This window comes from Microbacterium sp. CCNWLW41, assembly GCF_037083505.1.
The window spans coordinates 688,932-712,110 of record NZ_JBAOJP010000001.1 but is presented as its reverse complement, the minus strand read 5'-3'; the positions used below and the strand labels follow the sequence as shown (position 1 = coordinate 712,110).

Sequence of the window (23,179 nt, the reverse complement as noted above, 5' to 3'; positions counted from 1 at the left end):
GAATCCTTCGAAGCAGGGGAACGGAGAACGGATGCCGCGGGCTCAGGCTTGCGCGGCCGCCTTCTCGTCGAGGTCGAGCACGGGGCGGAGCGTGAAGCGGGAGTTGGTCCACGCGAAGTACAGGGCGGCGGAGGCGGTGAGCCCGAGGCCGAGCGCGGGCGCGGTGGCGAACACGGCGGCCTGCGCCACGAGTGCGAGCAGTGACGCGGCGGTGAGGTACCAGCGCTTGAGGCTCAGGTAGAGACTCGCGCGCAGCACGTCCCGCATCCGGGCGGCCGGCGCCTCGGCGAGCGCGACCAGCGCCACCAGCCCCACCGCGACCGCCACGAGCACGAGCACCGCCAGCAGCGGCACCGTGACCACCGCGACCGCCGTGTTCGACAGCATCCGCACATCCACGAGGAGCACCACGACCGCCGCGGTGACCGCCGCACCGATCAGGAGCGCCCGGCGCCACGTGTCGCGCAGCCCGGCGGCGAACGCGCGGATCGGGCCGAGCCCACCTGCGCCGTGCTCGCGGAAGGCCCGGAACGCCGCGGCCACGCCCGGTGCCGCGAGCGGCGCCGCGGCGGCCACCAGCGGCCAGGAGTGCAGCGGATCGGTGGTGGCGAGCACCGCGACCAGCGGCAGGCACGCGATCACCAGCAGCAGGTTGACCACGAGCGCGAGGTAGATGATCCCGATGAGGGACGCCCACATCTCGTGCGACACCAGGCCGTTGAGCTTCTTCATGCGCTCAGCCCTTCAGCCCGCTCGTCGCGATGCCCTCGACGAAGTACTTCTGGCCGAGCAGGAAGATGATCGCGATCGGGATGACCGAGATCGTCAGCCCCGCGAACAGCAGCGCGTAGTTGGTGTCGTAGAGGTTGGAGACGAAGCTCTTCAGGCCCAGCTGGATCGTCCACAGGTCGGGGTTGCGCAGGTAGATGAGCGGCCCGAGGTAGTCGTTCCACGTGTTGACGAAGGTGAGCAGCGTCAGCGAGGCCAGGGCCGGGATCGACAGCGGCAGCATGATCTTGCGCCAGATCGCGTATTCGCTGAGTCCGTCGATGCGCGCCGCCTCGGAGAGCTCCTCGGGGATGGTCTCGTAGAACTGCTTCATCAGGAACACGCCGAACGCGCCGAACGCCTGCAGCAGGATGATCGCCCACAGCGTGTTGGACACCTTGAAATTCGACAGCAGGATGAACTGCGGGATCATGTACGACTGCCACGGCACGGCGATGGTGCCGACGTACAGCAGGAACAGCACGTCGCGGCCGCGGAACCTCATGCGCGCGAAGCCGTACGCGGCGAACGATCCGGTGAGCACCTGCAGGAACGTGACGACCACCGCGAGGAACAGCGTGTTGCGGATCCAGACGAGCATGTTCGACTCGGTCCAGATGTCGAGATAGTTCTGCCACACGAAGGTCTCGGGGAGCCACTTCACCGGCACCGAGAAGACCTCGTTGGCCGATTTGAACGAGCTCAGCACCATCCACGCGAACGGCGTCAGCAGCCCGATCGCGAAGACGACCAGTGCGACGTACATGGCGATCCGCGCGGCGCGCCGTCCGGGCGTCATCTTCTCGCGGGACGTCGGCGCCTGCACGGGCGGCTCCTCGGCGAGCTTGCGCAGGCCGCGGCGCGCCTCGGACGGCGCCGTGTAGTCGGCGACCAGGAGCTCGGCGTCCTTCTCGATCTGCTCGGCCATCAGCTGCTCCGCTTCTTGTTCCAGAGGAACTGCACGATCGTGACGATGATGCACATGAAGAACAGCGCCACCGCGGCCGCCGAGGCGTACCCGAACTGGCTCTCTTCGAAGCCCTTGCGGTAGATGAACTGCGACATCACGAGGGTGGACTGACCCGGGCCGCCGTCGGTCATGACGAGGATCAGGTCGAAGATCTTGAACGAGTTGATCGTCAGCATCACGGTGACGAAGAACATGGTGGGGCGCAGGCACGGCAGCGTCACGTTGACGAACCGCTGCCAGACACTCGCCCCGTCGACGCGGGCGGCTTCGTGCAGCTCACGGGGCACCGTCTGCAGGCCCGCGAGGAACAGGATCATGTAGTAGCCCATGTCGCGCCACGTGCCGACGATCACCACGGCCGGCATCGCCCACTCGGGCGAGGTGAGCCACCCGGGCGGGTTCTGGATGCCGACGAACCGGAGGAACTCGTTGATCGGGCCGTACTCGGGGCTGAAGAGCAGGTTCCACACCACGGCGATCGCGACGATCGAGGTGATGTAGGGGAAGAAGGCGGCGGTGCGGAAGAACGCGACGCCGCGGAGCTTGTTGTTCAGCAGCAGCGCCAGACCCAGCGAGACGGCGATCGTCAGCGGGATGTGCAGCGCGGAGTAGTACAGGGTGTTGAGGACCGAGATGCGGAAGCTGCCGTCGCCCAGCAGCCGCTCGAAGTTGTCCAGGCCCACCCAGTTCGCCGTGCCGAAGACGTTCCAGTTCGTGAACGACATGTAGAAGAGCACGACGATCGGGATGAGCGTGAGCAGACCGAAGCCGAGGAAGTTCGGAAGGATGAAGCTCCATCCGATGAGGGTGTTGCGCAGCCGCAGCTTCGAGCGCCGTCGGCGCACGGGCGGCGGCGCGGTGCCGGCCTCGGTGGCGGTGATGGTCGCCATGGCGGACCTCCAGGGGATGGATGGGTGAAGCGGGGGGATGGTGACCGGCCCGCCCGCAGCGCGGGCCGGTCACCGAGAGGATCAGTCGAGGCCGACCTCGTTGGCGACGCGGTCCTCCGCCTCGGCGATCGCGTCCGACACCGATGCCGAGCCCGACATGATCGCGGTGTGCATGTCGCCGAGGATGCCCTGGATCGCCGCAGCCTTGTTCGACGTCGGGTTCTCGGGGTGCACCTCGTGGGTCGAGTAGGCGAAGGCCGACAGGTCGTCGGTGGGGGCGCCGTCGACCGAGAAGTACGTCTCGACGACCGCGTCGGTCAGCAGCGCCGGCGTGATGCCGATCTCGGCGAGGATCTGAGCGCCTTCCTCACCGGCGGCGAACGCGAGGAACTTCTTCGCGGCGGCGACCTTGCCCTCGTCGATCGCGGCGTTGATGCCGAAGCCGGTCGGGTCGCCGAAGGTCACCGGGGTGTTGTCCAGGCCCGCGGTCTCGGAGTCGGCCTGCGGGATAGGCGCGATGCCCCACTCGAAGTCGTCCGCGTCGCCCGAGGCCTGCTGGGCGATGAGTGTGGCCACGAACCAGGTGCCCATGGGCAGCATCGCGGCGTTCTGCTTGCCGAACTCGCCCTGGTAGGTGAGCTGGTTCGCCTTCGCGGTGTTGAAGTCGACCTGGTCGCCGGCGTCCTGCAGCGCGAGGACGTTCTCGTAGAAGGGCGCCATGTAGCCGTAGTCGCCCTCGAGGATGTCACCGTCGGACTGCGCGTTCGCGAAGCCCTGGACGGTCGACTGCCAGTTGTGCAGGTAGGCGGCCTTGGCGGCGCTGCCGGCACCGGCGAGGCCGCTGTTCAGCTCGGCGGCGGCGTCGGCGTAGTCGTCCCACGTCCACGATCCGTCGGGGTACTCGACGCCCGCCTCGTCGAACAGCGCCTTGTTGTAGTACAGCACCCACGAGTCGTTGCGGTAGGGCACGGCGTAGGCGGTGCCGTCGACCTCGTACGAGGCCGCGCCGCTGATGCCGTCGGGCAGCTCGACGTCCGACACGTCGAGGAGCTGGCCGCCCTCGACGAACGTCGGGACGAACTTGACCTCCTTCTGCGTGATGATGTCGGGGCCCGCGCCGGCGGCGAGGTCGGCGGTGAGCAGCGTGTTGTACTCGGCCGCGTCGTAGCCCTTGACCTCGACGGTGATGTCGGGGTTCTCCTCGTGGAACGCATCGGCGAGCGCCTGGAACTCCGGCGTCGTGTCGAGGCTCCAGCCCGAGAGCGAGAGGGTGACCGGGCCCGATTCCTCGGGCGCGGCGGCCTCGTCGCCGCCGCCACCGCAGCCGGCGAGAGCGAGCGTTGCGACCACGGCGATGCCGGCCGCGGCAGCGTATGAGCGCTTCATTCTGGGGGTACTCCTTTGTGATTGCGGACCCGCCCTCGGGCCCGTCGGGTTACCGGTTCGCGGGGGATCCGGGGTGTGCGAGGCGACTCGTGGTCGCGGTCCCGTCCGGCCAGCTGACCGTGACGGTGGTCTGGGAGCCGTGCGCGTCGACGGCGACGGCGGCCGCGCCGGCGGGCGACGCGAGATCTGCGGTGGTGAGCTCGACGAGCGTCGCGACCCACTGCCCCGCCTCGACCGGGTACGACACGACCGGCACGCCGGCGACGGGTCCGAGCGGACTGGCGTCGTGGCGGATCTCGATCGCCGTCTCCCCTTCACCGAGCAGGGGACGGATGCTGCTGCGCAGCCGTGCGGCAGGAGCCGATGCCCGCGGGCCCGAGCCAGGGGCCGGTACGCGCGGCGTGTTCGCCACGACCGAGGCTGCGGCATCCGTCGTCTCCTGCTCGACCGACTCGGCCGCGACGGCCCAGCCGCCCACGCGCAGGCGGAGCGACGCGGCGGTCACGCCGGCCTCGAGCGCGTCGACACGGGCGAGGCGCACCTCCCACGGACCGCGCACGAGCGAGTGCACCTCGACGGTGCCCGCGACCTCGATCTCGCCGTCGATGCCCGAGCCGTGACGGTGGGCGGAGGGGCGCGGCGCGATCCAGTGGGCGCGCGAGACGGAGGCGGCGATGCCGATCCGGCCCCCCTCGTCGTCCTGGACGCGGACGTCGATGAGCTCCATGGCGGATCGGTGGGTGGCGCGTCCGGCCGCGTCGACGAGGGCGACGGACTGCTCGAGAGGCTCCTCCCACGCCCGCTCGTCCGCGAGCGGACCGGCGGCGGTCGAGTAGCCGATGCGGGCGTAGAGGGGCGAGTCGCCGACGAGGGTGCCCTCGGCGGCGTGGTCGGTGCCGTGGTTCACGATGCGTACGATGCCGTCGGCCCGCGTGCCCGAGACGACCCAGCCTGCCGGCCGCACGGTGCGCAGCTCGTCGCCCGACTCGATGGGCAGCGGCTCGGTCTCGGCCGCCCACACCGGGTGGTCGGCGGGAAGCGCGATGCCGAGGAGTCCCTTCACGGCCCAGTACGGGGAGCCGGGACCCGAGTAGGACTGCGCGAGCTGGCGCCACTCGTGGTGCCAGCCCATGGTGAGGACGCCGCCCTGCGCCGGGACGCCGGCGTCATGGAAGTGAGCGACCACGGCGTTCGCCGCGCGGCGCAGCTGCCCGAGCGGCACGGAGGGGACCTCGGCGAGCGCGCCGACCCAGAACGGCGCGGCGGCCGCGAAGCGGTAGATGAGGCTGCGGCCCTGCACGAGCGGTGAGCCGTCGGCGCCGACCAGGCACACGGCGTCCTGGAGGAAGCGGTCGAGCCGCGCGATGTCGGCGGCGGTGCGGCCGGCGGCGAGCGTGTCTGCGCCCTGCATGCGCGACCACAGCACCGGGTAGGTGTGGAGGGCCCAGCCGACGTAGTGGTCGTACGAGCGCTCGAACCCGTCCGAGATCCAGCCGTCCTCGCGCAGGAGCGCGTCATGCAGGGCGAGATCGTCGGCGATGTCGTCGGCCGACCAGGGCCCGCCGACGGAGCGCAGGAACGTCTGCACCACGACGCGGAACCAGAGCCAGTTCGTCTTCGGGTAGCCCGCATCGCCGACGACCGGAGAAAGGTAGTCGATGACGCGCTGCTGCGTCAGCTCGTCCAGGCGGTCCCAGATCCACGGGCGGGTCATGTCGAGCACCAGCGCCAGGGACGCCGCCTCGACCTTCGCCTGGGCGTGCTCCTCCAGACGCACCCAGCGGTCCTCGGCCTGCGGGTCAACGCCCGTCACGATGCCGCGGCGGTAGAACTCGGCGAGCTCCTCGGTGCCCTCGCCGCGGGCGCCGGCGATGCGGAAGCCGGCGAGCAGGAAGGTGCGCGCGAAGCCCTCGAGCCCGTCGACGGCGTGCCCGTAGCCGCCCTCGGCGCCCGGGAAGTGGATGCGCCCGGCGCCGGGCGACGCGAACGAGCGGGCGGTGTCGAGCAGGCGGTCGGCGTAGGCGAGCCACTCGTCGCGGGTCCAGTCGACGCGCGCGCCGGCGAGCGGTGCGGTGCGGCGCGCTGTCTCGTGCTGCTGGACTGTCACTCGGGATCTCCCTCGATGCCGTCTTCTCGCCGCTGGTTCGGGCCAGCGGAAAGCGAACGTTCGGGAGCGTATCAACCGTTTTCGTTCATTGCAAGACTGGTTTCGACTTGTTATGATCGTTTCTGATCGTTTAAAGCGATCGCCGGCGCCGCCGATGGCGTCGTTCCCCGGCTGGAAATCAACGAGGAGGACCCTTGGCCACGGCGACCGTGCCCTTCGAGGGAGTGCTGGCTGACGCCTACCACCGGCAGGCGGGCGCCGGCTCGGCCGGCTTCGCCGCAGTGCTGGCGGGTCTCCTCGTCGCACCCGGACGGGCGCTCCCCGTCGCGTCCTCGGAAGACCGGGGCGTGTGGGGGGCACGCGGCAGCGCCGACCCCTCGGGCGTCGCCGACGTGCTCGAACGCGCCGCGGCGGACCGCACCGCGCCGTGGCCGGTGCCGCTCGCCACCGACGCCGCCCGGCTCCATGACGACGGCGACCGCGAGGGATGGGAGCGCATCGTCTTCGAGCGCCAGCGCCGAGTCGCCCGCGCCGCGATCGCCGCCGCGCACCACGCCGACGACCCCGTCCTCGGTCCCGGATGGCTCGCCGAGGTCCTCGACGGCGTGTGGCTCATCTGCGAGCAGAGCTCGTGGTGCTGGCCGGCCCACGACGACGCCTTCCGCGAGCGCGGATCGGTGCTGCCTACGGTGGAGTCCCCGTACCTCGACCTCGGCGCAGGCGAAGCCGTCGCGCTTCTGACCTGGATCGACCACCTCCTCGGAGAACGGCTCGAAGCCCGGTACCCCGGCATCCGCTCCCGCATCCGCCGCGAAGCCCGCGTGCGGGTGTTCGAGCCGTTCACCCTTCGCCGCGACTGGCACTGGATCGGCCTGGACGGCGACGTCCACAACTGGAACCCGTGGATCCACGGCAACGTCCTGACCGCGGCCCTCCGGCTGCTCGACGACCCGGCCGAGGCCGACGAGCGCGCACGCATCGTCGGCCTCGCGATCGAGGGCATCGACCGGTACGTCTCGGCGCTCCCCGCCGACGGCGCCATCGACGAGGGCTACGCCTACTGGTGGAACGGCGCCTGCCGCGCCCTCGAGGCGCTCGACATCGTGCGCCACGCCACCGGCGGCGTGCTCGACGCCTCGGGCATCCCGGCGCTGCGCGAGACCGTCGCCTTCCCGCACCGCATGCATCTCGGCGGCGACTGGTACCTCAACGTCGCGGACGGCCAGGCCCGTCCGCCGGCCGCACAGCCGTGGCACGCCCTGCATCGCGCGGCACGCAGCGCCGGAGACGCGGATGCCGCGGCCCACGCCGCCTCGCACCGCATCGCCGGTATGCCCGCCGCGACCGAGCACGAGGGCTTCGGACGCCTGCTGCGGGGCATCACCGACCCGGAGTGGGTGGGCGCCGACCGCGCGGCGTCGCCGCTCCCCCGCGACGTGTGGCTCCCCTCCACCGAGGTGATGCTCGCCCGTGAGCATGGCGGCACGGCGCGGGGCCTGACGGTCGCGGTCAAGGGCGGCCACAACGGCGAGCACCACAACCACAACGACGTCGGGTCGTTCGTGGTCGCCTCCGACGGCGTCCCCGTCATCGTCGACGCCGGCCGGCCCACGTACACCCTGCAGACCTTCGGCGAGGGTCGCTACGACATCTGGACCATGCAGAGCGGCTGGCACAACGTGCCCGTGATCGCCGGGCACGAGCAGAGCCCCGGTGCGCGGTTCGCGGCGGCTGCCGTGGCGGCGTCGGCCGACGAGGACGCGTCGTCGCTCTCGCTCGAGCTGTCGGGCGCCTACGCCGGCGCGACGGGCCCGTGGCGGCGGACGGTGCGGCTCGAGCGATCGTCGCGGCGCGTCGTCGTCGAGGACCGCTGGACGCCTGCCCCCGCGCACGAGTCCGGGAGCCCGCGGACCTCGGTGCGGATGCTGCTGGCCGGCGAGGTGCGCCGGGAGGCGGCATCCGTCATCGTCACCCCCCTCGACCCAGCGACGCCGCTGCGCATCTCGTGGCCCGAGGGGATCGAGGCCGACCTCGTCGTGCGGGCCCTCGACGACCCGATGCTCGCGGACGTGTGGGGCGCGGCACTGACCCGCCTCGATCTCGACGTGACGACGCATGATGGCATCGCGGTCACGGTAGAACTGGACCTGACGAACGCGGAGGACACGCGATGACCGACCAGACACCGGCGCTGCTGGCCGCCGAGCGGCGCGCCCACGTGCTGGCGATGCTCGAGCGCGACGGCGCCGTGCGGGTCGCGCAGCTGATGGACGATCTCGGCGTCGCGCCGGTGACGCTGCGCCGGGACCTGGCCCAGATGGAGCGCGAGGGCCTGCTCGTCCGCGTGCACGGCGGTGCGGTTCCGTCGGCCGGCGGCTTCGACGACGCGGATGCCGCCCCCTCGGCCGCCCCCTCGCGCACGGGTTCCATCGCGATGCTCGTGCCGTCGCTGAGCTTCTACTGGCCCAGCGTCGTGCGCGGCGCCGAGACCGAGGCGACGCGCCACGGCTTCCGGGTCGTGCTGCGCGGCGCGTCGTACGAGCTGCAGGACGAGCGTCCGGTGCTCGAGCGCCTCGTCCACACCGAGGGGGTGCGTGGGCTCGTCGTCGCCCCCAACACCGACACCCCCCACGCGCAGGACGTCGTGCAGTGGCTCGCCGGCTGCGGCGTGCCGAACGTGCTCGTCGAGCGCGACGCGGTGCTGCTGCCCGACCGCAGCCCGGTCGAGAACGTCACGACCGACCACGCGCTGGGCGCCGTGCTGGCCGCGCGCCACCTCGCCGCGCTGGGGCACCGCAAGGTGGGGCTCATCATCGCGCGGGACTCCCCCACGTCGCGCAAGATCGCGGCCGGGTGGCAGGCGGCCTGCCTCGAGCTGGGGCTGACGCCCTCGGACCACTTCGAGACCAGCCTCCCGCCGCGCACCAGCCCGGACTTCTCCGCGGTGGTCGACGCGACGCTGGACGCCGCGCTGTCGAACTCGGTCACGGCGATCCTCGTGCACTCCGACCCCGAGGCGATGGCCTTCGTCGACCTGGCGCTCAACCGCGGCATCTCCGTGCCCGGGGACCTCTCGATCGTCGCCTACGACGACGAGGTGGCCGAGCTCTTCACCCCGGCGCTCACCGCGGTCAGCCCGCCGCGGGCCGCCGTCGGAGCCGCGGCCGTGGAGCTGCTCGCGCGCCGCCTGGACGATCCCACCCGCCCCGTGCACCGCGTGGTGCTGAACCCGACGCTCAACGTGCGCGACTCGACGGCGCCGCCGCGGGGCGCGTAGCAGTCCACGGCGCCGCGGCGGTTCACTGGCCGCCTGCGGAGGCGGTCGCTAGAGTGCCGCCATGGGGGAGGACGTCCAGGCACAGGAGTTCACCCGCGCCGATCGCACGCGTCACCGCGAGAAGGTCCGGCGCAACCTGGACGTGTTCGCGCGCATGCTGCGCGAGGCGCACTTCGACACCGACGACCCCATGACCGGCCTGGAGGTCGAGCTCAACCTCGTCGACGACGCCGGCGACCCCGCCCTCCGCAACGCCGAGGCGCTGGACGCGATCGCGGATGCCGCGTTCCAGACCGAGCTCGGGCAGTTCAACGTCGAGATCAACGTGCCGCCCGCCCGGCTGCGGCTGGACGGCCTGCGCACGTTCGAGGAGGGCCTGCGCCGCAGCCTCAACAACGCCGAGGCGAGATCGTCGACGGTGGGCGCGCACCTCGTCATGATCGGCATCCTCCCCACTCTCGCCGAGGAGCACCTGCGGCCGGCGAGCATCAGCGCGAACCCCCGCTACCGCCTGCTGAGCGAGCAGATCCTCGACGCCCGCGGCGAGGACATCTCGATCTCGATCGCGGGTCCCGAGCGACTGGACGCCACGGCGGACTCGATCGTCCCGGAGGCGGCGTGCACCAGCATGCAGCTGCACGTGCAGACCTCGCCGGAGTCGTTCGCGGCGTACTGGAACGCCTCGCAGGCGATCGCCGGCGTGCAGCTGGCGGTCTCAGCGAACTCCCCGTACCTGCTCGGCCGTGAGCTGTGGCGCGAGACGCGGATCCCGCTGTTCGAGCAGGCCACCGACACCCGCAGCGAGGAGCTCAAGGCGCAGGGCGTGCGGCCGCGGGTCTGGTTCGGCGACCGCTGGATCACGTCCGTCTTCGACCTCTTCGAGGAGAACGTGCGGTACTTCCCGCCGCTCCTTCCGATCGTGCACGACGAGGATCCCATGGCGGTGCTCGACGCCGGCGGCATCCCCGGACTGGACGAGCTCCGCCTCCACAACGGCACGATCTACCGATGGAACCGCCCGGTCTACGACATCTCGGCCGGCGTGCCGCACCTGCGCGTCGAGAACCGCCTGCTCGCGGCCGGCCCGACCGTGGTCGACATGGTCGCCAACGCCGCGTTCTACTTCGGTCTCGTCCGCGCGATCGCCGAGAACGACCGGCCGCTGTGGTCGCAGCTGTCGTTCAGCACCGCCGAGGAGAACTTCCACACCGCCGCCCGAGACGGCATCGACGCGCAGCTCTACTGGCCGGGCGTCGGGCAGGTGCCCGCCACCGAGCTGGTGCTGCGACGGCTGCTGCCGCTGGCCCACCAGGGTCTCGAGGCGTGGGGGGTGGAGGCATCCGTCCGCGATCGCCTCCTCGGCATCATCGAGGGGCGCTGCATCACCGGCGTCACCGGGGCCACCTGGTTCGTGAACAGGGTGCATGAACGTGCCGGCATGGAGCGGTACGACGCCCTCCGCGCCACGCTGCGCGAGTACCGCGAAGCGATGCACGCCAACGAGCCCGTGCACACCTGGGCGTGACCCGGTTGCCCGGGTGCGAACCCCGGCGGGTCGCTCAGCCGGCGAGCGCGGCCGCGCGCCAGTCCGTCAGCACGCGGGCGGCCGCACGCGTGTGCGACCAGGGCATCTCGGGCACCTCGAGACGCCCGTCCTGGAGGACCCGCGAGAGCGCGTCGGCCTCGGCGGCCATCGGCTGCACCACGGGGAGCTCGACCACCCGCTCGTCGCCGTCGCGCCGGATGAGCAGCGCATCGGGGCTCGCGGTGCGGCTCCCCCACGCGTTGGGCAGCACGACCTCCGCCTCGGCGAAGGTGAGCACGGCGGTGTCGGACAGGTCCTCGATCACCGAGGTCGCGATCGCGGCCGTCAGGTCAGCGAAGCGCAGCTCCGCCGAGGCGGTGCCGTCGACGCCGCCGACCACCCGGGCCTCGAACCGGCCGTACTCCGGGTCGATCGGCCGGCCGGATGCCGCGGCCAGGTCGATCGCGAGCGCCAGCGGATAGCAACCGACGTCGAGGATGGCCCCTCCCGCCAGCGCCGGGTCGAACAGGCGTCCCTCGCGGGTGCCGGCGTCGAAGCCGAACGCGCCCTGCACGCGCTGCAGCTCGCCGAGTTCGCCACCACGGGCGAGTTCGCGCAGCGCCTCGGCGAACGGGCCGAACCGCGTCTTGAACGCCTCGAGGAACGGACGCTGCACGCGTTGCGCGGTGTCGAGGATCCGCTCCACCTCGTCAAGCGTCGGGCTCGCGGGCTTCTCGCACAGCACGGCCTTGCCGGCCTCCAGCGCGCGGACGGCGAGGTCGGCGTGGGTGGTGTGGACGGTGCCGACGTAGACCGCGTCGACGTCATCGCGGGCGAGGATCTCGTCGTACGTCCCGGATGCCGTCGCGCCGTGCTCCGCGGCGAATGCCGCGGCCCTGTCCGCCGACGAGCTGCCCACCGCGTGCAGCACTCCGCGCTCGGACGCGCGCAGCCCCACGACGAAGTCCCTGCTGATCGCGCCGGGGCCGAGCACTGCCCATCTCGTCTTCACCATGACCCGATCGTAGCCAGCGCCGCGCCGCAGCCCGCTCGGGAGTCCTCCCGCGCCGTCCGGGCCGTCAGGCGACGGGCTCGGCTGCCTCCTTCGCCGCGCGGGCCGAGGATCGCACCGCGCCCATGCTCGCGGCGATGACGAGTCCGATGCCGAGCACCTCGAGCACCGTCATATGTTGTCCGAGGAATATGAAGCCGGCCAGCGCCGCGGTTGCGGGAGCGAGGCTCATCAGGATCGCGAACACGGCGGCCGGAAGCCGCCGCAGCGCGATCAGCTCGAAGGCGTACGGGATCGTCGACGACAGCACGGCGACGGCCGCGCCGAGGGCGACCAGGTCGAGCCGCAGCAGTGCGGGTCCGGCATCCGCGATGCCGAACGGCAGCGAGACGATCGCGCCCACGGCCATCGCGAGCGCCAGCCCGTCGAGCCTCGGGAACGCCCTGCCGACGCGGGCCGAGGCGAGGATGTAGAACGCCCAGCTCGCCGCGGCGCCGAGCGCGAACAGCACGCCGAGCGGATCCAGGCGATCCCATCCGCCCCCGCCGAGCGCGATGACGCCCGCCAGCGCGAGGAGCGCCCACAGCCAGGCCGATGCCCTCCGGCTCGCGACGATAGAGAGAACGAGGGGCCCGAGCACCTCGATCGTGACCGTGACTCCGAGCGGCAGCCGCTCGAGCGCGAGGTAGAAGAGCGCATTCATCAGCGCCAGCACGAGGCCGAAGAGCGCGACCGCCGTCCAGTCCGGACGCGAGTGCCCGCGGAGCCGCGGACGGGCGATGAGCAGCAGGATCGCCGCCGAGAACACCAGCCGCAGCATGACCATGCCGAGGGGCCCGACCTGCGGGAAGAGCAGGACTGCGAGCGAAGCGCCGACCTCCTGACAGGCGAGTCCCGCGACCACCAGGAGGATCGCCGGCGTCGAGCCGGAGCCGCTCGCCCGCGCCGGGGCGTCCGAGTGGCCGGAGCTCGGCACTACGCCGCCGGCGGTGCGCACACCGCCGCGGCGGCGATCGCCTCGTGATACTGCTCAGGGGTCCAGGGCAGACCCGCGTCGGGGGCCGTCTCACCGTCGGCGGCGGGGGTCTTGGATGCGATGGCCGCGAGCTCCCACGCGAGGTACTCGCCGATCGCCGCCGACGCCGTGGAGCTGTTCAGCACGACCGCGACCGTCAGCCCAGTGGCCGGGTCGGCGAACGCGGCGGTGAGGTATCCGGGCACCTTGCCGTACTGGCCGACGAGCGAGCCGGCGATGATCGCGCCGCCGTCGGCGTTGAGCCACGTCGGCGCGTCGGGCGCGACCGGCACGGGATCGCCGAAGCGGTCGTCGTCCTCGACCAGTCGACCGGTCGCCAGCGCCTGGACGTACCGTCCGAGGTCCTCGATGTCGGTGACCACGCCGCCGTCGGTGAAGCCGGTGGTCGCCGAGACGCCGGTGAGGTCGACCGGCGCCGCGCAGTCCAGCACACCCTCGGCGTTGTTCACCGCCTGGCCGCCCTGGAGCACTCCGGAGTCGGGCAGCGGGCCCAGCGCGGTCGCCTCCAGGGCGAGCGGGCCGGCGACGTACCGCTCGATCAGGTCGGCGGCCGTTGCTCCCGTGGCGCGCTCCAGGGCGAGGCCCAGCAGCACATAGCCCGCGTCGGAGTCGCGGTACGCGACGCCGGGCTCCGTCGTGCGGGGCTGGCCGAGGCCGAAGCTCGCGAGATAGCGGGGATCCCACCTGCGCTCGGGGTTGGACAGCCACAGCGGATACAGCTGCGTGCCGTACGAGCCGATGCCCGACGTGCCGTCGCAGAGCTCGGAGAGGCTGACGTCGGCGAGGTCCGGGACACCCGAGACGTAGTCCGCGACGCTGTCGCCGAGCTTGACGATGCCCTCCGCGGCGACCTCGTACAGCACGTCGCAGGTCATCGCCCGGGTGACCTTGCCGGCGCGGAACACCTGGTCGGCCGTCACCTCGCCGCCGCCGTCCGGCCGCTGGGCGCCGACACCGGTGACCCAGCTCCCGCTCCAGGGCGCCCAGACGCCCACGATCGCGCCCGAGGACCCGGTGGTCGTCATGGCGTGGGTGACGGCATCCGTCATCTGCTGCACGGTCTCGTCCGAGAAGGAGGCGGTCGACTGCACCGGGGCGTCGTCGGCCTCGACCTCGCCGCCGAACGAGCAGCCGGCCAGCACGAGGGCTGACATCAGCGCGCCGCCGATGACCGCGATGGCGCGGCGACTTCTGGAGCGGGTCCGCATGCTCACCCCCCGATGATCGTGCATGAATTCAAACACACGACAGCCGGTGTCGTCGCACCCCGATCCGTATGGTATGAGCATGACCCATCGGTTCGACGATGCCGCCCTGGCGGGCGTGCTCGGCCACATGAACGGCGACCACGCCGGCGACAACCTCCTCATCGCCCGCGCGTTCGCCCCGCAGGCCGCGACAGGCCCGGACGCGATCGCATCGTCGCGGATGACGGGCTTCGACGGCGAGAGGGGGATCTGGGAGGCCACCCTCACCGACAGGTCGGTGATCGAGGTCGCCGTGCCGTGGCCGGGAGGACCCATCACAGAGCGCCCCGAGGTGCGGCGCGAGATCGTGGCGCTGTACGACGAGGCCTGCCGCCGGCTCGGGATGGCGCCCCGACCGCACGCGTAGAAACTCTTGTTAGGTTCGCCTTATCTTCAGTTACCATGAAGGTATGAGCGACCCGATCCCGTTCTCCGCCGCACTCCGCGAGCGCTCGAGTCGCGCGCACTCGTCGAGCGAGACGGCCGGCTTCATGTCCGACCTCATGACGGGGGAGGGCACGCGCGACGACTACATCGCGCTGGTCGTCCAGCACTGGTTCATCTACGAGGCCCTCGAGCGGGCCGCGAGCCGCATGCGCCACGATCCGATCGCCTCGGTGTTCATCACCGACAAGCTCACGCGCCTGCCGGCGCTCGAGGCCGACCTCGGGTTCCTCATCGGGCCGGACTGGCGCGAGCGCGTCGAGCCGCTGCCGACGACCCGGCGCTACGTCGAGCGGATCGACCAGGTCGGCGCCACGTGGCCGGGGGGCTTCGTCGCCCACCACTACACGCGGTATCTCGGCGATCTGTCGGGCGGGCAGTTCATCGGCCGGCTGATGTCGCGCCGCTTCGGCTTCGAGACCAACGGCATCGGCTTCTACCTCTTCGACGACATCGCCGACCCCAAGGCGTTCAAGGACGTCTACCGCGAGCATCTCGACGCCGCCCCGTGGGATGCCGCCGAGCAGGAGCGCGTCATCGACGAGGTGCTGCTGGCCTATCGCTTCAACACCGAGCTGTTCGAGGACCTCGCCGCCGCCAAGGCCTCCCAGGTCGCCTGAGCCGGCAGCCGGCCGCCGGCAGGCTCAGGTCACCGGCATGCCGCGCACGGCCGAGGCCATGAACCGCTGCACGTCGGGGTCGACGCGGATGTCGCTCGGGCGCAGCGGCCGCGACAGGTACAGTCCGTCCAGCGAGGTCAGCCTCGACAGGGCGACGTACGTCTGCCCGGGGGCGAACGCGCCCGAGCCGAGATCGATGATCGCCCGGTCGTAGGTCTTGCCCTGCGACTTGTGGATGGTGACCGCCCACGCCAGGCGCAGCGGGAACTGGGTGAACTCGGCGACGATGTCGCGGGTCAGCTGCTTCGACCCCGGATCGTACGAGTAGCGGTACTTCTCCCACACCGAGGGCTCGACGTCGAACTCCTCGCCCTCGACGTCGACGCGAACCGTCTCGCCGGCGATGCGCGTGACGGTGCCGATGGTGCCGTTGACCCAGCGCGGCGGCTCGCCGAAGGACTGCGTGTCGTTGCGCAGGAACATCACCTGGGCCCCGACCTTGAGCTTGAGCTCGAGGTCGGCCGGGTACGCGGCATCCCCCCGTCCGAAGTCGCCGCTGACCTCCGCCATCGCCGTCTGCTCGCGCCCGATGAGCTCGGTCAGATGACGGCGGTTGATGTTGTTGACGATGTCGTTGCGCGTGGCGAGCGTGATGATCGGGTGCTCGCCGTCGCGCGGATCCGGGGGAGTGCGCGCACCGGTGTCGTTGAGGACCTGGGCGATGTCGGCCGTCACCCGGCCATACCGGACGGCGTTGAGCATCGCCTTGAACGCGGGGTCGCTCTGGCGGTGGATGTCGATCAGCTCGCGGACGTTCAGCCCGGCGCCGTACGAGCCGACGTCGAGGATGCCGTCGCTCGCGGCCTCGCCGACCCACACCTTGGCGTCGAAGAACCAGAACGAGCGGTAGTGGTCGCGCACGTAGCGCAGCTCGTCGCCGCGGGGCGGCACGGGCGCCAGCTGGTACGGGTCGCCGAACATGACGATCTGCGTGCCGCCGAAGGGCTCCGCCCGGCGGCCCCGCGCCTTGCGCAGCGACCGGTCGATCGCATCCATGAGGTCGGCGTTGACCATCGAGATCTCGTCGATGACGAGCGTGTCGATCGCGTTGAGCAGCTTGCGCGTCGCGTCGGACTGGTCCTCGTCGTGCGCGCCGATGATGCCGAGCGGCAGCTTGAAGAGCGAGTGGATCGTCTGGCCGTCGACGTTCAGGGCCGCCACGCCGGTCGGCGCGCACACCGCGATCTGCTTGCCGGTGTTCCATGCGAGGTGCTGCAGCAGCGTGGACTTGCCGGTGCCGGCGCGTCCGGTCACGAACACGTGCTCGCGTGTGTCCTCGATGAGACGGAACAGCGCCTCCTGCTCGGCGGAGAGGGGCGGCGTGTTCACCGATTCATGCTAACGAGCCGACACCGCCTTCCGGCGCCCCGGCGCCGGATCGGTGGACGACCCGCGGCCGTCCACAGCGGACTCCGCCTCCCGCCAGACGCCCGTTCCCGCCACCACCTCGTCCATGATCGCCCGGAACCGCGGGCACGTCGTGATGTCGTGCGACCGGCAGTTCAGCGCGTGCTCGGTCATCCGCCGCGACCGCTCCATGTCGGCCATGCGGCGGTCGAGGTCCGCGAGATGCTCCTCGAGGACTCGATGGCGCTCCGGTGCCCGCTCGTCCAGCAGCACGCCGATCTGCTCGAGGCTCATGCCGGCGTTCCGGCTGCGGACGATGACGCCGATCCGCACGAGGTCGTCGTCGCCGAACCGCCGGCGGTCCGCGCCGTCCCGCGCCGGCCGGAGCAGTCCCATGCCCTCCCAGTGCCGCAGGACGTGCGTGGGCAGCGAGAACCGGGCCGCCGCCTCGCCGATGGACAGACTTGACTTCATGTCGACATGAAGTCACAGGATCGATCCCGACGCAACCCGACGAGAGGATCACCCCATGTACGACGTCATCGTGATCGGCGGCGGCCCGGCCGGCCTCCAGGCCGCGCTCACCATCGGCCGCATGCACCGCGACGTGCTGCTGCTCGATTCCGGCGAGTACCGCAATGCGACCGTGGACCACGCGCACAACCTCATCACCAACGACGGCCGCAGCCCCGCCGAGCTGCGCCGCCTGGCGCGTGAGGAGCTGGCGGCCTACCCGACCGTCGAGGTGCGCACGACGACGGTCGCCGCGGCCTCCGGCGCGCTCGGGGACTTCGCCGTGTCGACCGCCGAGGGCACCGAGCACGCCCGCCGCCTGGTGCTGGCGACGGGCATGCGCGACGAGCTGCCGGCGGTGCCCGGCCTCGCGCAGCAGTGGGGGAGGCGGGTCGCGCAGTGCCCCTTCTGCCACGGCCACGAGTTCGCCGGCGAGCGCGTCGCGATCCTCATCGAGGGCGACCACGGGCTCATGATCGAGCGGATGCTGCGCCCCGTCGTGGCGTCGGCGCTCATCGTGCGCCCGGCCGACCTGGCCGAGGTCGCCGAGGTCGGCGGCGGGCTGGAGCTGACGTACGCCGACGGGCGCGTCGAGCGGGTGGCCGCTGTGTTCACCGCCGCGACGGCGAGCCAGCGGGCGCCCTTCGCCGCCCAGCTCGGCTGCGCGCACCTGCCCGGGGGCGGGGTGGAGGTCGACCCGCTCGGCCGCACCACGGTGCCGGGGGTGTACGCCGGCGGCGACATGGCGCACCTCGCGACGGTGCCCGGGCCGATGGTGTCCCTGGCTGCCGCGATCGCCTCGGGTCAGCTCGCCGGCGCCAGCGCCGTGCGCGACGACGTCATGGAGTGACTCGGGCGACAGACGCACAGGGGCCTCCCGGTCAGGGGTTTCTAGACTGTTGCCGTGGACCAAGGGGCGGTGGACACGGCAGCCGGTCGCGCGAGCGCGCCATCGGTCGATTCCGCGGGCCGCACCGCCCCCGCGGGCACGGCCCCGACGGCGACGCTCATCCGGCCGCCTCACAAGCGCCGCCGCTCGAACCTCGCTCTGGACCTCAGCCTTCTCGGCCTCGTCGGCCTGCTCCTCGTCGCAGCGCTGTTCGCGGCCTGGGGCGCGGTGGAGCGGCACTTCTACAGCCCCGTGGCGTTCGTGGAGGGCTACGTGCGCATGCTCGAGCAGGGACGCGCCGCCGACGCCCTCGCGGTCCCGGGTGTCCGGGTGAGCTCGGCCGAGCTCGAGGCGGCGGGGCTTCCGCCCACCGCCTCCGACGCTCTGCTGCGCAGCGACGCCCTCGCCCCCATCGACGATGTGCGCGTGGTGTCCGAGGAGCAGGACGGCGACGTCACGCACGTGACGGTCTCGTACCAGGCGCGGGGCTACGAAGGACGCACCACGTTCTCGGTCGAGCGGGACGGGTCGATCGGACTGGCGCCGACGTGGCGATTCGCCGAGAGCCCGCTCGCGGTGATGAACCTGGCGGTGACCGGCTCCATGGCCTTCGACGTCAACGGCTTCGAGATCGACAAGCGCCAGGTCTCGCCGGAGGGGGCGGATGCCGACCCCGCGGCGCCCGTCTCGCTGCTGGTCTTCTCACCCGGCCTGTACTCCGTGTCCGTCGACACGGCGATCTCGAGCACCCCGGGCGTCGCGGTGCTGTCCGACAGCCCGTTCCAGGCCATCCCGGTGAACGTGCAGGCGCAGCCCACCGAGGAGTTCGTGCGAGTGGTCCAGGAGAAGGTCGAGGAGTTCCTCACCGCCTGCGCGACGCAGGAGGTGCTGCAGCCCACCGCATGCCCGTTCGGCTACTTCGTGCAGGACAGGATCGCGTCGCTCCCGGAGTGGTCGATCGTGCAGCAGCCCACCGTCGAAGTCGAGCCGAACGGCGCCGGCTGGTCGATCCTGCCCGCCGAGGCGGTGGCGCACATCCACGTCGACATCCGCTCGCTCTTCGACGGCAAGGTCCGCCAGATGAGCGAGGACGTCCCCTTCATCGTCAAGGGCGAGATCACCGTGCGGCCCGACGGCAACGTGGCGATCGTCGTGACGGGTCCCGACACCACCTGATCGCGCTCCCGTCGGCCAAGATGGTGCCGAGGAGCCGACGATGACCGCAGTCGACAGGATCGCCCGCTGGGTCCCGGGCGTGGCGACCGCCCGCGCGTACGAGCGGCGGTGGCTGTGGCCGGACATCCGGTCCGGCCTGGTCCTGACGGCTCTCCTCATCCCGGCCGGGATGGGCTACGCGCTCGTCGCCGGGCTGCCCCCCGAGACCGGGCTGTACGCCACCATCGTGCCGCTGCTGGCGTATGCCCTCTTCGGCCCGTCGCGTGTGCTGGTGCTCGGCCCGGACTCGGCGCTCGCACCGATCATCGCCGCGGCGATCCTGCCTCTCGCGCTCGGCGACGAGCCGCGGGCGGTCGCCCTTGCCGGGCTGCTGGCGATCATGGTCGGCGTGCTCCTGCTGCTGGGCGGCATCCTCCGCCTGGGCGTGGTGACCGACCTGCTGTCCAAACCCATCCGCGTCGGCTACCTCAACGCGATCGCCGTCATCGTGATCGTCTCCCAGCTGCCGACGCTGCTGGGGTTCTCGATCGACGCCGACTCGCTCTGGCAGCGTGTCGTCGCCATCGGGCAGGGCGTCGCCGGCGGGATGGTGGACCCGCTCGCCGTCGCCTTCGGCGTGGGCTCCCTCGCGGTGATCCTCATCCTCAAGCCGCTGCGCCGGGTCCGCATACCGGGCGTCCTCGTCGTCGTCGTGGTCGCGACGGCGCTCACGGCGATCTTCGGGCTGTCCGATCGGCTCGCCGTCGTCGGCGCGCTCCCGCAGGGACTCCCGGCTCCCGCCCTCGGCGGCCTGCAGTGGAGCGACGTCCTGGCGCTCGTGCTCCCGGCGGCGGGCATCGCCCTCGTCGCCTTCACCGACACGGCGGTCCTCTCGCGGACGTTCGCCGCACGCCGCGGCGAAGACGTCGACGGCAGCCAGGAGATGGCCGGGGTCGGGATCGCGAACATCGCCGGAGGCCTCTTCGGCGGCTTCCCCGTCTCCGGATCGTCGTCGCGCACGCCGGTCGCAGAGCAGTCCGGTGCCCGCACGCAGCTCACCGGCGTCGTGGGCGCGGTGCTCCTGATCGTCTTCATCCTCGTGCTGCCGGGCCTCACCGACGATCTCCCGTCGGCGACGCTGGCCGCCGTCGTCACGAGCGCGGCCATCGGCCTCATCGACCTGCGGGGGTTCACCCGGCTCGTCCGCATCCACGCCGTCGACGCGGTCCTGTCCGCCGCCGCGTTCCTCGGCGTGCTCGTCTTCGGCGTGCTCGAGGGCATCGTCATCGCGATCGGACTGTCGTTCGTCGCCTTCGTCAACCGGTCATGGCGTCCGTACAAGGCCGAGCTCGGCCTGGTGGAAGGGCTGCGCGGCTACCACGACCTCTCGCGCAACCCCGATGCGAAGCGCATCCCCGGCGTGGTCATCGTCCGCTTCGACGCGCCCCTCTTCTTCGCGAACGGCGGCGTCTTCGACGACTGGGTGCGCGCGCGCGTCCGTGCCGCCGGCGACGACGTGCACACCGTGATCCTCGCCGCCGAGCCGATCACCGACATCGACACCTCCGCCGCCGACGAGCTCGTCGAGCTCGACCAGTACCTGCAGGTGCGCGGCATCCGCCTCGTGATCGCGGAGATGAAATCACCCGTCGTCGACACCCTCGCCCGGTTCGGCCTGACCGGCCGGTTCACCCCCGACCGCTTCGCACCCACCGTCGGCGCCGCGGTCGACGCGCTGACGGGCACCCTGCGCACCGACATCGCCGGCACCAACCCGGACGAGGCGCCCCGTCCCTCGCCCGGCACAGATCCCGGCGCGGGCGACCTCGGACGCCCGCCTGCGCCCTGACCAGCGGCGTGCGACCGTCTCAGCGGCCGGAGCCGGCCTTCGCGTCCTTCTCGGCGAGCTCCGCCAGCCGGGCGTTGTACGCCTCCAGCTCGGCGTCGCCGGTGCGGTCGGCGTGCCGGTCGCGTCGCTTCGTCTCGCGCGCATCGCTCCGGCTCCACTGGATCGCCACCGTGATCGCGAGGATGAGCGTCGGGATCTCGCCGATCGACCACGCCACACCGCCGCCGGTGTACTGGTCCTCCAGCGGAGTCGCGCCCCACGTGCGCCCCATGGATCCGAACCACTCGGCCACCATGAGGCCCTCCTGCATCATGATCGCGATGCCGAAGAAGGCGTGCATCGCCATGACGCCGATGAGCAGCAGGAGACGCCCGGGATAGGGGAGCCGGTAGGGCACCGGGTCGATGCCGATGAGCGAGAGCACGAAGAGGTAGCCGGTGATGAGGAAGTGGGCGACCATCCACTCGTGCCCGAGGTGGTCGTAGAGCGACCAGCGGAACAGATCGGTGTAGTAGAACACCCACAGCGAGCCGACGAAGAGCCCGGCCGCGACGAACGGGTGGGTCAGCACGCGGGCGACCGGGGAGTGCACGGCCCAGAGGATCCACTCCCGGCCGCCGCGGGTGCCGTCGTCGCGCTTGCGGATCGCCCGCGCAGCGAGGGTGACCGGAGCCCCCGCGACCAGCAGCAGCGGGATCGCCATGGTCAGCAGCATGTGGCCGATCATGTGCATGCTGAACAGGTAGTCCTGGTAGACGTTGATCACACCGCCGGTCACCCACACGAGCAGCGCCATGCCCGCGACCCACAGGACGGTGCGGTACACCGGCCACGCGTCGCCGCGACGGCGCAGGCGCCACACGCCGGCGAGGTAGAAGAAGACCGCGAAGGCCGCCACGACGGCCCACAGCAGGTCGACGTTCCATGCGGTGACCCAGCGCTCGATCGTGAGCTCCGGCGGCAGCGGCGCGCCGGTGAGCCGCTCGGCCGGGGTCGGCGTCGTGGGAATCAGGGGCTCGACCGGCGGGGGCGTGCGGGCGAGGGCGGCCGCCGCACCGCTGGCCACGCCCATCAGGGCGAGCTCGAAGACGACGAGGCTCCAGAACGCGCGGGAGGCGGCCGCGGTCGTCAATCTGCCGATGAGTCGCGCGCGATACCAGGCGCCGAACAGCCCGAGCCCGATGAGCGCCACGATCTTCACCGCGAGGATGAGGCCGTAGGGCGACAGCAGGGCCGACCAGTCCTGCAGCCCGATCGCCGCCCGCACGGTGCCCGAGAACGCCACGACCGCGAACGCGGCGAGCGCGATGCTCGAGTAGCGGGCGACCGTGTCGGCGGTGGCGTCGCGGGACTGCAGGGGACGCACCACCACGATGAGCAGCAGGCCGCCGAGCCACACCGCGGCCGCGATGATGTGGAGGATCAGCGCGGTCATGGCCTCGTGGTGGAACGCCTCTTCGCCCGAGTGGCCCTGCGTGCCCATGGGAACGAGGGATGCCGCGGCCAGCAGCGCGACGAAGAGCGTCGCCGTCCACGAGCGCACCGCGAAGGTGAGGACCGTGAGCGCGGCGCCGGCGATCGTCGTGATCAGCCAGGTGCGACCCACCTCGGTCTCGACGATGAAGCGGCCCAGCAGCGCGCCGAACTCCGGCCCCATGCTGATCACGGGGTTGAACGCGTCGACGAACGTGAGGAAGCCGGTGGCGCCCGCGGCCATCGTGAACACCGCCGCCGAGATCGACGCGGTGTCCAGGGCGATGTCGAACTCGCGTTCGCCGGCTCGCAGCGTGAACAGGGCGGTCACGAGGACGCCGACCATGCCCGCCGCGGCAAGGTTGACCACGAGCTTCGCGGTGGGAAGGCTCCAGCGCACCACGGGGCCGGGATCCGCGATCGCGAGCGGCGCGGCGCCGCCGCCGTACGCGAGCGCCCACACCATGGTCGCGAGCGCGGCCACGACGAGGATCGCGGGCCCGGCGGCCCGCAGGGCGCGGGAGTTCACCGCTCCAGCCTACGTTGCGCCGGGTGGGCGGCCGGCCGGGTCGGGAGGCGTGCGCCGGCCCGTCGCGGCGCCTGCCGGGCGG

19 protein-coding genes are annotated in these 23,179 nt (G+C 71.8%); 8 read left to right on the top strand and 11 right to left on the bottom strand.

The window, feature by feature from the left end; translation table 11 throughout:
- Window positions 1-42: 42 nt before the first annotated feature.
- From V6R91_RS03115 to V6R91_RS03095, 5 genes are all read right to left on the bottom strand, one after another.
- Entirely contained in the window at window positions 43-732 is a 690-nt protein-coding gene (locus V6R91_RS03115) for a ferredoxin-NADPH reductase (protein ID WP_336394122.1), read from the bottom strand.
- Between the two features lie 4 nt (window positions 733-736).
- A complete protein-coding gene (locus tag V6R91_RS03110; protein ID WP_336394121.1) occupies window positions 737-1,696 on the bottom strand; it encodes a carbohydrate ABC transporter permease in 960 nt (319 codons plus the stop codon).
- Window positions 1,696-2,628: a carbohydrate ABC transporter permease gene (locus V6R91_RS03105; protein WP_336394120.1), complete on the bottom strand. Its 933-nt coding sequence runs from the start codon at window positions 2,626-2,628 to the stop codon at window positions 1,696-1,698. The genes V6R91_RS03110 and V6R91_RS03105 overlap by 1 nt, the downstream gene beginning before the upstream one ends.
- 81 nt (window positions 2,629-2,709) lie before the next feature.
- Window positions 2,710-4,014 (bottom strand): ABC transporter substrate-binding protein, encoded by a 1,305-nt coding sequence (locus tag V6R91_RS03100; protein WP_336394119.1) that lies wholly within the window; start codon window positions 4,012-4,014, stop codon window positions 2,710-2,712.
- Between the two features lie 49 nt (window positions 4,015-4,063).
- Complete coding sequence (locus V6R91_RS03095; protein ID WP_336394118.1) at window positions 4,064-6,121, bottom strand: DUF2264 domain-containing protein; 2,058 nt, start codon at window positions 6,119-6,121, stop codon at window positions 4,064-4,066.
- Window positions 6,122-6,315: 194 nt separating this feature from the next.
- Between V6R91_RS03095 and V6R91_RS03090 the strand changes: the two genes are divergently transcribed.
- From V6R91_RS03090 to V6R91_RS03080, 3 genes are all read left to right on the top strand, one after another.
- Window positions 6,316-8,295 carry a heparinase II/III domain-containing protein gene (locus V6R91_RS03090; protein ID WP_336394117.1) on the top strand — a complete coding sequence of 660 codons (1,980 nt, stop codon included), beginning with the start codon at window positions 6,316-6,318 and terminating at the stop codon, window positions 8,293-8,295.
- Window positions 8,292-9,398: a substrate-binding domain-containing protein gene (locus tag V6R91_RS03085; protein WP_336394116.1), complete on the top strand. Its 1,107-nt coding sequence runs from the start codon at window positions 8,292-8,294 to the stop codon at window positions 9,396-9,398. The genes V6R91_RS03090 and V6R91_RS03085 overlap by 4 nt, the downstream gene beginning before the upstream one ends.
- A 61-nt stretch (window positions 9,399-9,459) precedes the next feature.
- A complete protein-coding gene (locus tag V6R91_RS03080; protein ID WP_336394115.1) occupies window positions 9,460-10,923 on the top strand; it encodes a glutamate-cysteine ligase family protein in 1,464 nt (487 codons plus the stop codon).
- 34 nt (window positions 10,924-10,957) lie between these two features.
- Here V6R91_RS03080 and V6R91_RS03075 read toward each other — a convergent pair whose 3' ends face one another.
- From V6R91_RS03075 to V6R91_RS03065, 3 genes are all read right to left on the bottom strand, one after another.
- Window positions 10,958-11,938: a Gfo/Idh/MocA family protein gene (locus V6R91_RS03075; RefSeq protein ID WP_336394114.1), complete on the bottom strand. Its 981-nt coding sequence runs from the start codon at window positions 11,936-11,938 to the stop codon at window positions 10,958-10,960.
- Between the two features lie 64 nt (window positions 11,939-12,002).
- Window positions 12,003-12,911, bottom strand: coding sequence for an EamA family transporter (locus tag V6R91_RS03070; RefSeq protein WP_336394113.1), 909 nt, complete (start codon window positions 12,909-12,911; stop codon window positions 12,003-12,005).
- On the bottom strand, window positions 12,911-14,179 hold the full coding sequence (locus V6R91_RS03065; protein WP_336395029.1) for a serine hydrolase domain-containing protein: 1,269 nt from the start codon (window positions 14,177-14,179) through the stop codon (window positions 12,911-12,913). Before V6R91_RS03065 ends, V6R91_RS03070 begins: the two co-directional genes overlap by 1 nt.
- Window positions 14,180-14,258: 79 nt before the next feature.
- Here V6R91_RS03065 and V6R91_RS03060 point away from each other — a divergent pair, with 79 nt between their 5' ends.
- Window positions 14,259-14,585, top strand: a complete 327-nt coding sequence (locus tag V6R91_RS03060) for a DUF2470 domain-containing protein (protein WP_336394112.1) — start codon at window positions 14,259-14,261, stop codon at window positions 14,583-14,585.
- A gap of 43 nt (window positions 14,586-14,628) precedes the next feature.
- Window positions 14,629-15,282: a biliverdin-producing heme oxygenase gene (locus tag V6R91_RS03055; RefSeq protein WP_336394111.1), complete on the top strand. Its 654-nt coding sequence runs from the start codon at window positions 14,629-14,631 to the stop codon at window positions 15,280-15,282.
- A gap of 24 nt (window positions 15,283-15,306) precedes the next feature.
- Here the strand turns inward: V6R91_RS03055 and V6R91_RS03050 are convergent, their stop codons facing one another.
- Together V6R91_RS03050 and V6R91_RS03045 are read right to left on the bottom strand one after the other, a co-directional pair.
- Window positions 15,307-16,671 (bottom strand): ATP-dependent DNA helicase, encoded by a 1,365-nt coding sequence (locus tag V6R91_RS03050; RefSeq protein ID WP_336394110.1) that lies wholly within the window; start codon window positions 16,669-16,671, stop codon window positions 15,307-15,309.
- A 9-nt stretch (window positions 16,672-16,680) separates the two neighbouring features.
- Window positions 16,681-17,163 carry a MerR family transcriptional regulator gene (locus tag V6R91_RS03045; RefSeq protein ID WP_336394109.1) on the bottom strand — a complete coding sequence of 161 codons (483 nt, stop codon included), beginning with the start codon at window positions 17,161-17,163 and terminating at the stop codon, window positions 16,681-16,683.
- A gap of 55 nt (window positions 17,164-17,218) precedes the next feature.
- Between V6R91_RS03045 and V6R91_RS03040 the strand changes: the two genes are divergently transcribed.
- From V6R91_RS03040 to V6R91_RS03030, 3 genes are all read left to right on the top strand, one after another.
- Complete coding sequence (locus V6R91_RS03040) at window positions 17,219-18,052, top strand: NAD(P)/FAD-dependent oxidoreductase (RefSeq protein WP_336394108.1); 834 nt, start codon at window positions 17,219-17,221, stop codon at window positions 18,050-18,052.
- Window positions 18,053-18,211: 159 nt separating this feature from the next.
- On the top strand, window positions 18,212-19,267 hold the full coding sequence (locus V6R91_RS03035) for a hypothetical protein (protein WP_442928103.1): 1,056 nt from the start codon (window positions 18,212-18,214) through the stop codon (window positions 19,265-19,267).
- A 40-nt stretch (window positions 19,268-19,307) separates the two neighbouring features.
- A complete protein-coding gene (locus V6R91_RS03030) occupies window positions 19,308-21,095 on the top strand; it encodes a SulP family inorganic anion transporter (protein ID WP_336394106.1) in 1,788 nt (595 codons plus the stop codon).
- Between the two features lie 19 nt (window positions 21,096-21,114).
- Here V6R91_RS03030 and V6R91_RS03025 read toward each other — a convergent pair whose 3' ends face one another.
- Window positions 21,115-23,097 carry a cytochrome c oxidase assembly protein gene (locus V6R91_RS03025; RefSeq protein ID WP_336394105.1) on the bottom strand — a complete coding sequence of 661 codons (1,983 nt, stop codon included), beginning with the start codon at window positions 23,095-23,097 and terminating at the stop codon, window positions 21,115-21,117.
- Window positions 23,098-23,179 lie beyond the last annotated feature (82 nt).

Coding starts and splice junctions, on each gene's coding strand:
- V6R91_RS03085 (WP_336394116.1), top strand. CDS start 8,292: ATGACCGACCAGACACCGGCGCTGCTGGCCGCCGAGCGGCGCGCCCAC.
- V6R91_RS03040 (WP_336394108.1), top strand. CDS start 17,219: ATGTACGACGTCATCGTGATCGGCGGCGGCCCGGCCGGCCTCCAGGCC.
- V6R91_RS03115 (WP_336394122.1), bottom strand. CDS start 732: ATGAAGAAGCTCAACGGCCTGGTGTCGCACGAGATGTGGGCGTCCCTC.
- V6R91_RS03045 (WP_336394109.1), bottom strand. CDS start 17,163: ATGAAGTCAAGTCTGTCCATCGGCGAGGCGGCGGCCCGGTTCTCGCTG.
- V6R91_RS03100 (WP_336394119.1), bottom strand. CDS start 4,014: ATGAAGCGCTCATACGCTGCCGCGGCCGGCATCGCCGTGGTCGCAACG.
- V6R91_RS03105 (WP_336394120.1), bottom strand. CDS start 2,628: ATGGCGACCATCACCGCCACCGAGGCCGGCACCGCGCCGCCGCCCGTG.
- V6R91_RS03060 (WP_336394112.1), top strand. CDS start 14,259: ATGACCCATCGGTTCGACGATGCCGCCCTGGCGGGCGTGCTCGGCCAC.
- V6R91_RS03055 (WP_336394111.1), top strand. CDS start 14,629: ATGAGCGACCCGATCCCGTTCTCCGCCGCACTCCGCGAGCGCTCGAGT.
- V6R91_RS03065 (WP_336395029.1), bottom strand. CDS start 14,179: ATGCGGACCCGCTCCAGAAGTCGCCGCGCCATCGCGGTCATCGGCGGC.
- V6R91_RS03110 (WP_336394121.1), bottom strand. CDS start 1,696: ATGGCCGAGCAGATCGAGAAGGACGCCGAGCTCCTGGTCGCCGACTAC.
- V6R91_RS03075 (WP_336394114.1), bottom strand. CDS start 11,938: ATGGTGAAGACGAGATGGGCAGTGCTCGGCCCCGGCGCGATCAGCAGG.
- V6R91_RS03030 (WP_336394106.1), top strand. CDS start 19,308: ATGACCGCAGTCGACAGGATCGCCCGCTGGGTCCCGGGCGTGGCGACC.
- V6R91_RS03080 (WP_336394115.1), top strand. CDS start 9,460: ATGGGGGAGGACGTCCAGGCACAGGAGTTCACCCGCGCCGATCGCACG.